Genomic DNA, 14,274 nt, shown 5'->3' on the forward strand with positions numbered 1-14,274 from the left:
ATCGTATCACCACAAAGCCGGAGTTCTGCGGAAAGACACCGGTGGGACAGTATGTGACCGGTTATGTTTCTTGGGATAATTTCGGGGTGATCGGATGAATGCAGAACAAAAAGACCAGATCCGGCAGCTGCACAGCAGCGGTCTGGGCTACAAGAAAATCGCAGCCCAATTAGGGCTGTCCGTCAACACCGTAGCTTCTTTCTGCAAACGGCAGAGAGAAAGCGAATCCTGCCCACACTGTCCGCAGTGTGGGCGTTCTGTTGTGCAGACACCGCACCGAAAGCCGAAACGATTCTGTTCCACACAATGCCACAATACTTGGTGGAATCACCATGCTGTATCGAGGAACGGCAAATTACAGCAGCTCTGCCCTATTTGCAAAGAGCCGTTTTTTGCCTATCCCAGTTCACACCGAAAATATTGTTCCCGTCTTTGCTATGGGAAGTACAGAAAGGAAATGTGTCATGGAAAAAGAACATTACCATAAGATCATTACGTATCAAACCACAGTTTCGATTTTGAAAAGCTGGATGCATGCTGGATTGGTCACGCCGGAGGAATTCCAAAAAATCAACACCATAATTGCCGAACGTTCCGGCATATCTTTGTGCAGTATATTCCTTGACTCCTGCCCGATCGTACGGTAATATGTCATCGGAAAGGGGGAGATTATCACGGCACGAGTGATACAAAAAGTTGCATTTCCACAGAAAAAGCCGTTCCTGTTGAAACGGACGGCAGCCTATGCCAGAGTGTCCAGCGGAAAGGATGCCATGCTCCATTCTCTGTCGGCACAGGTCAGCTATTACAATCAGCTGATCCAGAGCAATCCGGAGTGGCTGTTCTGCGGTGTTTATGCAGATGAGGCATTGACGGGAACAAAGGAAAATCGTGCAGAATTTCAAAAGCTGCTGAATCGATGCCGGCGGGGAGAAATTGACTTGATTCTGACAAAGTCCATTTCCCGTTTTGCACGAAACACGGTCACCCTGCTGGAAACGGTACGGGAACTGAAAACACTGGGCGTTGATGTCTATTTCGAGGAACAGCGGATTCATTCCATGAGTTCAGACGGCGAGCTGATGCTTTCCATTCTGGCATCTTACGCACAGGAGGAAAGCTATTCTGCCAGCGAGAACAAAAAGTGGCAGATGCGAAAGGACTTTGAACAGGGAAAAGTCGGGAGTATGCGAATGCTGGGCTACCGGCGAACCAAGTCCGGAAAACTGGAAATTGTACCGGAGGAGGCGGAAATCGTCAAAATGATTTTTCTATATTATCTGTCTGGTATGGGCAAGCTGGCAATTGCCAAGAAACTGAACGAACAGCAGATATGCACGGTGCGTGGCTGTGCATGGACGACAGAGGACGTAAGGCGAACGCTCCGCAATGAAAAGTACACCGGAAACCTGTTGCTGCAAAAAAGTTTTCGGGAAAATCACATTACCAAGAAAAAGGTGGCTAACATCGGACAGCTTCCGCAGTATTTTGTTGCCGGTTCGCATGAAGCCATCATTTCGCAGGAACAGTTTGATGCGGTGCAGAAACAAATGGCGGAACGGCAGAAAAAATATGCCGGTTCCTGTACCACAAACCGATATCCATTTACGCAGAAAATACGGTGTGCCTGCTGCGGCAAGTATTACCGCAGAAAAACGACTGTGACCGGTGTGGTCTGGATTTGTTCCACTTACAACACCAAAGGGAAAAAATACTGTCCAACGGCAAAACAGATTCCGGAAAATACGCTGATTTCTGCCTGCTGTGATGTTTTGGAAATATCGGAATTTGATGCGGAGCGATTTGCGGAACAAATCGAACAGATTCAGATTCCTGCACCCAATGAACTGCAATTCTGCTTTTCGGACGGAACGGAACAAACCGTATCTTGGAAAGACCGTTCCCGTTCGGAAAGCTGGACGGCGGAAATGCGAGAGAAAGCGAGGCAGAAAAAATGGCGACAGTCCTAAAAATACCGGCAAAGTTTCATCCCATAACGCATTTGCCGGAAACCAAGGTTCAGAAACGCAGAGTGGCAGCCTATGCCAGAGTTTCCACAGATTCCGAGGAGCAGCAGACCTCTTATGCTGCACAGGTAGATCGCTACACCAAGTACATTCAGGAACGGGCAGACTGGGAGTTTGTTGCAGTCTACACCGATGAGGGCATTTCTGCCCTGAATACCAAACATCGGGATGGCTTTAATCGCATGGTGGCAGATGCTCTGGATGGCAAAATCGATTTGATTGTCACCAAGTCGGTCAGCCGGTTTGCACGAAACACCGTAGATTCTTTGACGACTGTACGAAAGCTGAAAGAAAAAGGCGTGGAGGTGTTTTTTGAGAAAGAAAACATCTACACGCTGGATTCCAAGGGCGAGCTGCTGATCACCATCATGTCCAGTCTGGCACAGGAGGAGAGCCGTTCTATTTCGGAAAATGTAACTTGGGGACAGCGAAAGCGAATGGCGGATGGCAAGGTCAGCCTGCCGTACAAGCATTTTCTGGGCTATCGAAAAGGAGCAGATGGCTTGCCGGAAATTGTGCCGGAGGAGGCGGAGATTGTTCGGAACATCTACCGTTGGTTTATGGAGGGGAAAACGCCGACTGGCATTGCGAGAACATTGACAGAACAGGGCGTTCCGACACCTGCCGGCAAGGAACAATGGTGTTCCAGCACAGTGAAAAGCATCCTGACCAATGAAAAATACAAGGGTTCTGCTCTATTGCAAAAGAGATTTACGGTGGATTTCCTCACGAAAAAATCTAAGGTGAATGAGGGTGAAGTGCCCCAATACTACATTGAGGAAAGTCACCCTGCCATCATAGAGCCGGAGGAATTTGAACTGGTGCAGGCAGAATTGCTGCGGAGGCAAAATCTACGGCGGCAGTACAATGGAAAGAGCGTATTTGCTGCACGGCTTGTCTGCGGTGACTGTGGAAATTTCTTCGGAGCAAAGGTCTGGCATTCCAACAGCAAATACCGGCAGGTGATCTGGCAGTGCAATCACAAATTCCAAGGGGTGTGCAAATGCCAGACACCCCATTTGCAGGAGAGCGTCATACAGCAGCGGTTTCAGGCAGCCGTTCAGGAATTGCTGCAAAAGCGGAAAGCGATTCTGGAAAACTGTCAGGTGATGCTGGAATTGCTCACGGACTGTACGGATTTGGAGTATCAATTACAGGAACTGGAAATGCAGAAAATGCAAATTTCGGAACAGGTACAGGGATATGTTCGGGAGAACAGTGAAATTGTGCAGGATCAGGAAAAGTATGAGGAACGGTATCAGGCACTTGTGGGACAGTATGAACCGCTGCAGAAACAAGAAACCGCTCTGCAGGAACGGCGAGCAGAGCGGTTGGCAAGACGGGAACAGATTCAGGGCTTTCAAAGAGTATTGAACGGACAAGATGGGATGCTGCCGGAATTTGATACACAATTGTGGCTGGCTGCTGTAGAAAAAGCAGTGGTGCATCGAGATGGAAAAATCGTGTTTGTTTTGAAAGATGGGACGGAGTTGGTGCAGGAAATTTGAGGAGTGTGGGGTGCAGAACGCACTCCCTTTGCTTTTCGGGTGTGCATTGTATCATTTGTGACGTGCGTTTCCAGTTGCGACGACCGGATTTAAACCATAAAAGCTTGAAAACTTATATTTGAGTTTTCAAGCTTTTTCTTTCACACTGCTTGCAATTTCAGTTTTTTTGTGGTATAATTTCAATAACAAGTAAATCACGATGCGAAAGGGTGATGACTATGGAGAGAATTTTTAATATTACGGGTTCCTGCAATCCGCAGCAGCATTATATGGTCAATCTGGATTCTAGACTTGCGGAGATCAAAAAAATGATCGACCGTGGGGATTATTTTACAATCAATCGAGGAAGATAGTATGGGAAGACGACGATAATTCGTGCGTTAGCTTCCTATTTAAGCGAGGATTATTTTGTCATCAGCATGGATTTTCAGTTTGTTAGTCATTCTGATTTTGTCAGCGAAAGTGCGTTTGTTCGGGGATTCGCACGAGAATTATGGTGTCAAAGAGAAATGCGTGAAATGATAATTCCTGAGATTCAATCACAAATCAAATCATTGAAACAAATTGGCGTAGAATATACATTCACACTCGACTTCTTCCCAAGAACGGGAAAATCGCTGATTTGTTCCCAAAGACGTATCTCCGTGGAAACAAGTCAGCGTATGTTATCAATTCAAGGGTATCGAGGCACGTTGAGTGCGTGGTTCTTTTGTCCCAACTTCCAGACGAGCATATTGACATAGATATAAACCTTGATGAGTTGACTTAATTTGCAGAATGTAGGGCGACTTACTCCATATTTGATAGTTTCAGTTGATTTTTCTTGCGTTTTAGCGTATAATGATAATAACAGCGTGGGCTGACACGATTCAATCCGGTGGTCACATTCATGACCAACTCTGTTGCGAAAGATACAGAGCGTTGGCGAAGGCAACGAAATTCCTCGCTCCCCTGCCGAACGTAAGGGTCGGCATAGTTGAACGGACAACAGAAAAATCAGTCACTAGAGGGTGGTAGTATTACTGCGGTAATTCACCACCCTCTTAAATTTTATGCAAGAACACCACTTAGCTAATAATTAAGTGGTGTTTTCTGCATTATGTATCTGTATCAATTTCTGCAAGAACTTCTTTTCCGTATTTTTCGAGCATCTCTGCTAAAAAATCGATGAACTGCTCAAATTCTGCATTGCTATCCATATCACACCTCGAAATCAAATTCTGTTTCTGTATTTTTCGGTTCGCCCTTTACCGCAAAACTGTAAGTATCACCGTCGGTTGACACCGATGCCAACGCCCCCTCGGTATAGTTAGCATTGTTACGCTTTACAACGTGTTTTAGGCAGTTATCCACGAAGTCTGTGATAATGAGAATCGCATCAGTGACTGGCATATCTGCGGTCAATGTAGTGCTGTAACTTATACTCTCAATCGTGCCATAGTCGGGGTCAAACGTCATGCAAGTTTGCTTAATTAGTACATTCATTTTTCTTTACCTCTCTAAATCAAAATCATTATTTTTATTCCGCTCTTTGACGGCTTGTGCTTGCATCTGAGCTTGCATCAGTCGTTGCTGTGCAGGATTACCCTTGCGGACGTAACCACGCTCTGAGAGCAGTTTCTCAGCCTCGTAGCGGGCTTGGCTTTTGGCAACATATTTCAGTTTTTCTCGCTCCTCAGAGAGTGCCTTTTGCTGTCGCTGTAAGGTGGCTTGTGCCTGCATCAGTTGCTGTTTATCCTGCCGGATTTGGTATTGTTTTTGTGCAATTGTTTGTTTGTCTTTTTCAACCGCATCACGTTCAGACAACACCATTTTTGCAGCTGTCATTTGCTTTTCCAACTCGATTTCTTCTTTTGATTTTTCAATGATTTTTTCTTTGCCAAAAAGAGTTTTTTCAACTTTTGTCGGTGCAGGTGTAAACGCATCAACCATATTTTCGGCTTCTGTTTTTTTGTCAGCGATTATCTGATTTTGCGTTTCGATTTCTGCTTGATTTTTGGATTTTACGGCTTCCTGTTCTGTAATTTCAGCCCTGTTTTTATAGGCGGTCTGGCGGTACTCCTCGCAAGAGTAAGTCTGCCCTCTGCCTTTGGTTTCTTCGGCAATTTCTATGCCGTGTGCCTCGCAAATTTCACGAAAAACTTTCCGCTCCGATTGCGTGAAGTTGGCAATTGCCTGCTTGCCTGTACCATACCCCATTTGTTCCAACGCCTTATTGATGCCTTGCTGTCTAGTCATACCTTTTTTCATGCCGTCAGCGTATGGAATCATATCATAATGCAGGTGCGGTGTAGCTTCATCTTGGTGTATCACAGCATTAAAAACGTGGAACTGTGGGTTACGCTCCCCAAAGCCTGCCATGTACTCTCGCAGACACTCAACAGCAACTTTTGCGGCTTCTGGACTGCTTGCATATCCTGTGTCGTGCATCGTGCCAACCCCAACCACGTACTCATAGAAAGATTGCTGTTTGTTATCGTTTTTGATGACAGTGTCGGCTCTCATTGTATCGGCTCTCACGCCAAACATTTTTTCAAAATAATCTGAAATTTTCCTATCGGAACGGCGTTGCTTTGCGTTGTATTCTGCCACCGCATCGCCAAATATTTCCTCATAAGCATCGGCTAAACTTTGCCGTTTTAACTCGATGTTGTCTTTAATCCTTGCTTTGTCCACGTTCGGCGAAATCATCTCTCTGTTGTTGTGCCTCAGCTTACCTTTACCTCTTGCATAACTGATACGCTTCATCTATACCGCTCCTTTCGTTGATTCCGACGTATAGGTATAACTTGCTATACCTATTGCCGTCTACCTCTGTCTATGCCTTGCAACTGTAGCTGTCTGCATCGTACTGTCCCACGCTTGCTGATTTCCAAAAAGCACGCATTTTCGCCGTTTTCACGGCTTTGCGTGTCTTTTTGCCCAATCCGCAAGCTCACACTGGACTTGCAAGTCTTGGTTCTGCTACTCTTTTTAAGAGTAGCCCCTTATCACTTTTGACAACTGGCTAGCCGTCATCAAAAGTGTAAGTGGCTCTCCGAGGGGCAAGGGCGTTGCCCTGCACCCACTCTGCCGAGGGCTTCAAGTGGGGATACCCCACTTAAAAATCTCCCCTTATTCGCATCGTTAGCGTTACTGTTACCGTTACGGCGTAACGGTAAGCAACGCACTCATTGCATCATCTCTGCTAGCAGCTCACGTTTGTACTTGTAGTACGTGTTTCGTGAGATGCCTGCAAGCGTTATACACTCGCTATCGTTAAGCGTACCGCCGAAGCTTACGTTATGCTTGCGGATAATCTCTTTTGCAGGCTTTGCTTTTTTTACGTTTAACTTTCGCCCTGCAACTTGTCCTATCTGCTTGCCGTTTCTCCGTGCAGTTTCGATGCCCTCAGCGGTTCTCCGATGCAGGTCGTCCACCTCTTTTTGCGATTGTTCAAAGGCAAGGCGAATCTGATTCTCTGCAAGAATTTTTAGCACGTTGCGAGTAGCTTTGATGTATTCATCGGCTATCTGATTCCCAGTGTCAGACAGTCCCTCAGCACTACTTAAAGCCTTGCTGTAAGTCGCCGTGTTGATGTGCGGCTCCTTTATAAAAACAAGGTTGACACCCTCGTCGTATAACTGCATGTACAGCCCAACACCCTCGTCAGCATTACGGCTCATACGATTTACACTATCAAAAATAATTGTGTCGCCGGAACGTGCAAGCTTCACGATTTCTTCCAGTTTCTTTCTGCCTGTCGTTTTCGTTCCAGTGTAAACTTCCTTGTAAATTTTAGCATTAGGATATGCTTGAAGAATGTTACGGACTTGTCTATCTATGTTTTGCTTTGGGGTGGAGATGCGACAATATCCATACTCCATTTTGATTCACTCCTTTCTGTTTTACTTGTACCAATTCAAGCGGTCGTTAATTTCAATTTTGCTACGGAATCAGTGCAACCATATTTTCTGACAGCACTTTTGGTACTTGCTTTTTTTACGGTAAAAATTGTACTCAATTAGCCATACATACGCTCCGTATTTGCGTATTTATAATCTTGCCACAACGCTGTGTTACGCTCCGTACATTTTGTATTTTCCCAGAAACTTTTTTCCGGTGATGCTGGCATCGGGGATTGCACTGGTGGCGTGTCGTTTGTATGTATATCCGCTGCCATATCGTAGCACCGCTCCAGCCAGTATGCTATAATATTAGATGTGAAGTGATACTCGATGCGATAATATAGCTCAACGTTGGTATCGGCATCAGTCACTCTAATATTTTTGCGTTTAGTGGGCATCTCATCGCCCACTATTTTTTTTGCCGTTCCATATGTACAAGTTGCCGTTATCGGCATTGCATAATCACCGTAGCCACGCATACACTGGCAATTTTTCGGGTAAAATGGAATGCGGTGCTCTTTCTTGGCAGAGCACGGATTGAGATAACGTATTATTGCTTCCAGTTCGCCTTGACTGGTGATTTTTCGTATCAAAACTTGCATCGGATTTTCGTAGCCTTGCTTTCTTCCCCACCACTTTTTTGCCCACTTCTCAAACGTTTTCGGTATCTCGTGAAAGCATGCAATGTAATGAACGTGCCAGCTGCCATCTTCACACGGTTCAAGAAATTTGTGAATACCTTGAAATTCATCTTTAAACTGCTTTTTCAAGCGATTGATGAAACCAGTAGCTAAGCGATTCATTTCATCGTAGGACGGACGACTTGCCATGGTGCAGGTGATAAACAGGCACTTGTCCCACTTATAACTCGCGATGATTTCCTTGCCTACATGAACCCACGTCAGATGCAGGCTTTTGCTGGTGCGACAGCTAAATAATTCACCTGTTTCCACATCAATTGTGCTGTAATCAACGTCAGCAATGCCATTGTCCACATTACACGCACTAGCATCTACACCTATGCTTTTGGTGTTCTCAACAGTTGTTTTTTTGGCGGAACTATTACCCCTCTCAGAAGCAGTTGCGGGCTTACGCTTCGGCTTGCTATGATTATCGAGCAAGTAACACGCCAAATCGTCAGCATTTTTGAAGTGCTTCGCTCGTTTCAACATGTTACTTACCGTAACCACACTCTTGCCAATAGCAGGGTAATACTCCACCATCACTTTTGTATTTTCGCCCGGCAAGTCTGCACAATGTTCGCCGGTAGTTACTTCAACTTTCACGTTGTCGTCCTGTTGCTGGACTGACTTGTATCGGCAATTCATCTCCGGCATCTCCTTTCTCTGTAGTAAAAAACGACCGTAAAGGTTATCTATAATCCAAGATAGTATTTTTCAGCTTCTGCACTGATTTCATCGATTGCTTTCAAAAACATCTGACGGTCTGCATCACTGAGTTTACCTCTCATTTTACGGTTAAATGTGCTTTCGCTGATGTTGCAGTGCTGGGCAATCTGATATAGCTTTACACCTTTTCTCATCGCTTTAGCTTTGACATCAAAATTATTGCTTGTGTACATCATGTTACATCGTTCCTTTCAGTTTCTTTCAAAAGAAAATCGTTCTTTTTCTTTCACCTGTTATATGTAAGGTTTAAGGGAAAAACCAAATCTACCACCTGCAACAAGGCATAAAAAAAGACCACCAAACCAGCTACTTTAAGCTTGATTTGATGGTCTTTTAGTTATATTTTTGTTTGCAATGCACAGTGTTATGTGTCGGATTTTGTGCAAAACAGAGAAATGAAAAAGAAAAATCAATCTCCTTGAAAAATGTACACTTGTGATGTGGTATAATAGGGATAAACACAAAAAGGGGAGTGATGACAATGGGCAAGGTGAGGTGCTACACATATACAAGAGTGTCAACGGCAATGCAAGTTGACGGCTATAGCCTAAATGCACAACGTGATAAATTACATAAATACGCTGAGTACCAAGGCATGCAGATAATCGAGGAGTTCACCGACGAGGGCAGGTCAGGCAAAAACGTTGTCGGCAGATTGGCTTTCCAAGAAATGCTCTCAAAAATTAAAAGCGGTGAAGATAATGTATCATATGTGCTTGTATTTAAGCTGTCCAGATTCGGGCGTAATGCAGCTGACGTACTTAACAGCCTACAGCTAATGCAGGATAATGGTGTCAATCTGATTTGCGTTGAGGACAACATTGATAGCTCCAAGGATAGCGGAAAACTGATGATTTCTGTACTTTCAGCTGTTGCAGAAATCGAACGTGAAAATATCCTCGTCCAGACTATGGAAGGACGAAAGCAGAAAGCCAGACAGGGCGAGTGGAACGGCGGATTTGCTCCGTTCGGCTATCAGTTAATTGATAAGAAGCTGATTGTGGACGAAAAAGAAGCCGAGATTGTACGGCTCATTTTTGATAAGTTTACCACTACTACAATGGGGATAAACGCAGTTGCATCATATCTCAACCAGCACGGCTACCGCAAAGCAAAGCGGCAGAATAACAAGCTGGAAACCTTTGCTGCATCTTTCATCAAAGGCGTACTGGACAATCCGGTTTATGCTGGCAAAATCGCCTACGGGCGGCGTAAAAGCGAGAAAAAGGCAGGAACGAGAGGGGAGTATCACACCGTTAAGCAAGACGATTATATGCTTAGTGAGGGTGTCCACGATGCCATTATCACAGCTGACACGTGGGAAGCAGCACAGAGGAAACGTAAACAAAACGGTACGGCAAATCCCAAGACACATTCTTTGGAGCATGAGCATATTTTATCAAGCATTCTGAGGTGTCCGGTGTGCGGTAGTCCGATGTACGGAAACGTCAACCGCAAGAAAAATAAAAACGGCGAATACTACCGTGATTACTTTTACTACGCTTGCAAGCACCGCAGGTTTAATGACGGCATTACTTGCCACTACAAGAAGCAGTGGGGACAAGACGTGATAGACACTGCCGTTGAGCAGTTCATCTCTCAACTTACAAAAAATCCAAAGTTCAAAAGTGCACTTGATAAAAAAATCAGTTCTGAAACTGATGCCTCAGAACTTGAAAAAGAAATCGAAATCCTTGAAAAAAAGAGAAAGCAACTTGTTGGGGCAAAAAGTCATTTGTGGCAGAGAATGAGTGACCTTGATATAGACGATAATTTCTACACGCAAAAGTATGCCGACATGGAAGAACAACTCAATAAATTTTATGCTGAAATAGAAAGTGTGGACAGTAACATTGAGATGCTCAGGCAACGTATTATCAATGCCCAGCAGGACAAGCTGTCCTCAGAGAGTGTGTACCGTATCCTAGAGCACTTTGACAAGTTTTACGACAAGTTTACCGACAGAGAAAAGAAACAGTTTATGGGGGCTTTTATCGAGCGTATTGACATATTCCCAGAACGGCAGGAAAATGGCAGAATCCTAAAAAGTATTAAGTTCAAATTCCCAGTGTGGTACGGCGATAAATCATATGTCGATTTCTGTTGGAACGAAAAAAGTCCCGTTGAGTGCGTGGTATTGATGTCAAGAAAAGATGAATAAAAGCAAAAAAGTGGTGTATTTCCGGGCTTTTTCGGAAGTTGAGATGTAAAGCCTAATCATTGAAAAGGCTCGGTTATTTTATAGGGGAACATATCTACTGCGAAAATGTGTGTCAGGTTGTGACCTCGGATTTGATAACGCAAATTGAGTGAGTGGATTAGATGTCAGGGATTTTGAAGTGATTTTTGAAAGAGGAAAAAAGTTGACAACAAATCCGGCAACTCGATAGTAAAGGCGTTTTCGGGCAGTGGAATAGATGTTATGGAAGGAGGAGAATACATGAACGATTCAGCGTGGATTTGGCCAGCTTCGGATATGGATTTCTGGAAAATTGACAACAAAGAAACTTCTGTGAAAATTAAGTGGAGCCACAATTGTTTTGAGGATTATAAGACTTTGTCATATCAGTTCTATAAGTGTGGATACAAAACTTTTGAAGAAGTGATTGGCAGTGGATATGATAACGTTAAATCAGATATGTGGTTTTTAACAGGAATATTCTTAGTTCGACATAGTATTGAATTAGGATTGAAGGCTTTATTATGCAGAGTTTTGCCTCGTAAAAGAGATATTGAAGATGCTTTTGAAGCATGCTGTCATGATGTTTCTATGCTATTTCATAAATATACTGATGTGAGACTTGAAAATTATCTAACTGAAGAAGAGGAAGACTGGTTAATTAGATATTTGGATTCATTAGAAGAAGTTGATAAAAAATCGGACATGTTCAGATTTCCTTTTGAAGATGAATTCCTTTCTAAATACAGGGATAAGTTTTTAGACAATGTGGATGTTGCAAATAATATGCTACAAGGTTATGCGTTAGTAAAAAAATGCATTGAGAGAGGAATTGTTACAGAAGAAGATGAGTTTGACGGAAAATTAAAACCGGAGTTCTTTGTCTTTGCTTCACATGGAATTGGAAATTGTTATTTATGGCAAAGAATTTCTGACGAAGGTTTCCATGTTAAAGTTGCAGGGTATTCTGAGGTGATTGATTATATTTATCAGAATCAAAATATCACCAATGAAGATAAGCTATATCCTCTAATCTTCATGTTTAGAAATACGATTGAATTATGCTTGAAGAGGTTGTTCTATAGTAGAGTTGATAATGGCGTTCCACTGAAGGTGTTTAATTCAAAACGAAAAAGCCATCTTATAAAGAAAGATTTGTGGAAGAACGTTAAACCAGTAATTAAAAAATATGCAAATGATTCTGGCGAAGACCTTACAACTATTGATATAGTTGAAGGCTTATTGGAAGAAATTAACGAATTAGATAAGAATGGGGACAACTTCCGCTACCCAACATCTTATAGTTTGGAATATCGTTTTGATAACAAAGAGTTAGATATAAGCAATGTATATACATACCTTAAAGCAATAATCAATTTTCTTGACGGTTGCGATTCAATGCTTGACGCTATCGCAGATTATCAAAGTGAGATAAAAGCAGAATATGAGGCTGAAATGAGGGCAAGTTTGGATTGGTATTAAAATAATTCGCGAAATTTACAAGGCCTATTATAGAAAACCAAAGGAGGTATTTTATGGCAATAGTGCAAGATGCATATTTCATTCCTGATGATATAGCAACAGGATTAGCAACAGGAATATATCGAAGAATCGGTAGTGTGGTAAGGTGGGCAACTGGTCCTAATAAGGGACAAATAGTAAAGCACCTTAAGCCAATTGACCTACCAGCAGCAGAGCAGGTTCAGGGTGTTGGTGCTAAAGCATTACAGTTTGTAAAACAGCATAAAAAAGAAACAATAATTGTTGTGGCGAGTGCAGTAGCTGTTGGCGCTGGTGCTTGGGTTTGCAATAAAGTAAAAAACCATGAACCAAAGGTTGTAACAGAATTCAGAGCTAGCCTGAAAAGCTATATTGATGCAATTCGCAAGGGGGAGATGGATATTGATAAGATTAATAATCTAATGAGCTCTTTGGAAGCGTTGAAAGCTGACAAAAATTATTCAAAAATCAGTATTCAGCTTACATCAGAAGAACTTGATGTTTTAGTAGGACGAATTTATGAATATACCATGAAGCTGGCAAGTGATAATGAAATAGAAATAGCCGCAGACGACTTAGAAGAAGAAAAAGATGTTATCAAGAATCTGCAATCTTATCTTAAGGTACAGAGACGTATATTTGCTGAAGCTGCATAGAATGGAGGATAAATATGGGCTTTTTCGGGAATTTATTTAAAAGTGAATTTGAAAAATGGGTTGAAGGAGCTTCTCATGAGGAGCTATCAGAGGCTTATGAAGAAGAAAGACAGGATTGGATTAAGAACGGATTCAATGGTGGAACCGGTGAAAAAACTCCTAAAATGAATCGTCTTAATAAAGAAATAAGTAAACGTGTAGCTGAAGAATGGGAAAATGACCCACGAAGAAATAAAGACCCAAACTTCCGTTGGACAGATGCTAATCGTTGGGATAAGGATTAAAATGATAAAGACTCCCCATCACCGGATGTATTCCAGTGGTGAGGAGCCTTTTTGCGTCTATAAGCATTACCCTTCAATATCAATTTTAAGTCCGGACTTGAGCTCCACCGTGAAGTGGTCATCCCAGAGGATGATTTGTTTAAGCCAGCGCTTTACCAAAGTCTCATCGAAATCCGTAAGGCTGGCAGGCTGCTTTTTAATGTAATCTTGCAGGTCATTGATTCTTGCAATCTGTGCATCTCTGGCAGCAGTGTCAACAGTGCATTTTTCACGCTGTTCACGAAGCTGGAAAATCTGATCGGCAATTTCATCGTATGCTTCTTTGCTGTTAGCCTTTTGTAGCAGTTCCTTTTGCAACTCTATAAGTTGCTCGTCAATTCCGTCAGCGGTATTTTTCTGTGCATCTCGGATGACCTTTGCAATATTCTGCTGAAGCTGTACCTGAAATGTTGACTTATCACCAAGGAGCGTGTTAATTGCCTGAACTACCACATTTTCCAATATTGTTTCATTGACGGTTCTGGCATGACACTCCAGTCCGGTGGATTCCAGTCTGCTGATGCATCTCCAAACAACTGATTTACAGCCACGATTGTTCCAGTGAATTCTGCGGAACATTTCACCACAATCACCACAAATTACTATCTGTGCAAAGCAGTGATTACAACTGTAGCAACGCTTTTTGCCATTGGCACTGGTTTTGACCACTCGCCTGCGTACCAGTTCGTCCTGTACTCGTAAGAAGATATCTTTTGGAATGATGGCTTCGTGGTTTCCTTCCACATAGTACTGGTAGTGTAAATTACCTTTCTCACGTCAGCGGA

Annotated in this window: 13 protein-coding genes and 1 pseudogene; 8 read left to right on the forward strand and 6 right to left on the reverse strand. The window is 43.1% G+C overall.

Annotated elements, in window-relative coordinates:
- Positions 1–94: 94 nt before the first annotated feature.
- The 4 genes and pseudogenes from RUMCAL_RS16865 to RUMCAL_RS07330 form a co-directional block, all read left to right on the forward strand.
- Positions 95–217 (forward strand): annotated as a pseudogene (locus RUMCAL_RS16865) (terminase gpP N-terminus-related DNA-binding protein); the annotation flags it as partial.
- Positions 218–332: 115 nt separating this feature from the next.
- Positions 333–647, forward strand: a complete 315-nt coding sequence (locus RUMCAL_RS15950) for an SHOCT domain-containing protein (protein WP_169725997.1) — start codon at positions 333–335, stop codon at positions 645–647.
- Between the two features lie 36 nt (positions 648–683).
- Positions 684–1,970 (forward strand): recombinase family protein, encoded by a 1,287-nt coding sequence (locus tag RUMCAL_RS07325; RefSeq protein WP_021682043.1) that lies wholly within the window; start codon positions 684–686, stop codon positions 1,968–1,970.
- Positions 1,889–3,535, forward strand: coding sequence for a recombinase family protein (locus tag RUMCAL_RS07330; RefSeq protein ID WP_242823493.1), 1,647 nt, complete (start codon positions 1,889–1,891; stop codon positions 3,533–3,535). The genes RUMCAL_RS07325 and RUMCAL_RS07330 overlap by 82 nt, the downstream gene beginning before the upstream one ends.
- 1,200 nt (positions 3,536–4,735) lie before the next feature.
- On the opposite strand, the gene RUMCAL_RS07335 is transcribed toward RUMCAL_RS07330, so the two are convergent.
- From RUMCAL_RS07335 to RUMCAL_RS07355, 5 genes are all read right to left on the reverse strand, one after another.
- Entirely contained in the window at positions 4,736–5,020 is a 285-nt protein-coding gene (locus tag RUMCAL_RS07335) for a hypothetical protein (protein ID WP_021682046.1), read from the reverse strand.
- A gap of 6 nt (positions 5,021–5,026) precedes the next feature.
- Positions 5,027–6,283, reverse strand: a complete 1,257-nt coding sequence (locus tag RUMCAL_RS14605; protein ID WP_021682047.1) for a plasmid recombination protein — start codon at positions 6,281–6,283, stop codon at positions 5,027–5,029.
- Between the two features lie 422 nt (positions 6,284–6,705).
- On the reverse strand, positions 6,706–7,401 hold the full coding sequence (locus RUMCAL_RS07345) for a recombinase family protein (protein ID WP_021682048.1): 696 nt from the start codon (positions 7,399–7,401) through the stop codon (positions 6,706–6,708).
- Positions 7,402–7,538: 137 nt separating this feature from the next.
- Positions 7,539–8,708: a hypothetical protein gene (locus RUMCAL_RS07350; RefSeq protein ID WP_156902492.1), complete on the reverse strand. Its 1,170-nt coding sequence runs from the start codon at positions 8,706–8,708 to the stop codon at positions 7,539–7,541.
- A gap of 89 nt (positions 8,709–8,797) precedes the next feature.
- A complete protein-coding gene (locus RUMCAL_RS07355) occupies positions 8,798–9,007 on the reverse strand; it encodes a hypothetical protein (protein ID WP_021682050.1) in 210 nt (69 codons plus the stop codon).
- Positions 9,008–9,312: 305 nt separating this feature from the next.
- Here RUMCAL_RS07355 and RUMCAL_RS07360 point away from each other — a divergent pair, with 305 nt between their 5' ends.
- From RUMCAL_RS07360 to RUMCAL_RS07375, 4 genes are all read left to right on the forward strand, one after another.
- A complete protein-coding gene (locus RUMCAL_RS07360; RefSeq protein ID WP_341349365.1) occupies positions 9,313–10,992 on the forward strand; it encodes a recombinase family protein in 1,680 nt (559 codons plus the stop codon).
- Positions 10,993–11,271: 279 nt separating this feature from the next.
- A complete protein-coding gene (locus RUMCAL_RS07365; protein ID WP_040647461.1) occupies positions 11,272–12,492 on the forward strand; it encodes a hypothetical protein in 1,221 nt (406 codons plus the stop codon).
- A 53-nt stretch (positions 12,493–12,545) separates the two neighbouring features.
- Positions 12,546–13,166, forward strand: a complete 621-nt coding sequence (locus tag RUMCAL_RS07370; protein ID WP_021682054.1) for a hypothetical protein — start codon at positions 12,546–12,548, stop codon at positions 13,164–13,166.
- Between the two features lie 14 nt (positions 13,167–13,180).
- Positions 13,181–13,450, forward strand: coding sequence for a hypothetical protein (locus RUMCAL_RS07375; protein ID WP_021682055.1), 270 nt, complete (start codon positions 13,181–13,183; stop codon positions 13,448–13,450).
- Between the two features lie 66 nt (positions 13,451–13,516).
- On the opposite strand, the gene RUMCAL_RS07380 is transcribed toward RUMCAL_RS07375, so the two are convergent.
- Positions 13,517–14,233 carry a recombinase zinc ribbon domain-containing protein gene (locus RUMCAL_RS07380; RefSeq protein ID WP_021682056.1) on the reverse strand — a complete coding sequence of 239 codons (717 nt, stop codon included), beginning with the start codon at positions 14,231–14,233 and terminating at the stop codon, positions 13,517–13,519.
- Between the last annotated feature and the right edge of the window lie 41 nt (positions 14,234–14,274).

The sequence above is a fragment of the Ruminococcus callidus ATCC 27760 genome (genome assembly GCF_000468015.1).
In the GTDB taxonomy this organism is placed as follows: Bacteria; Bacillota; Clostridia; order Oscillospirales; family Ruminococcaceae; genus Ruminococcus_C; species Ruminococcus_C callidus.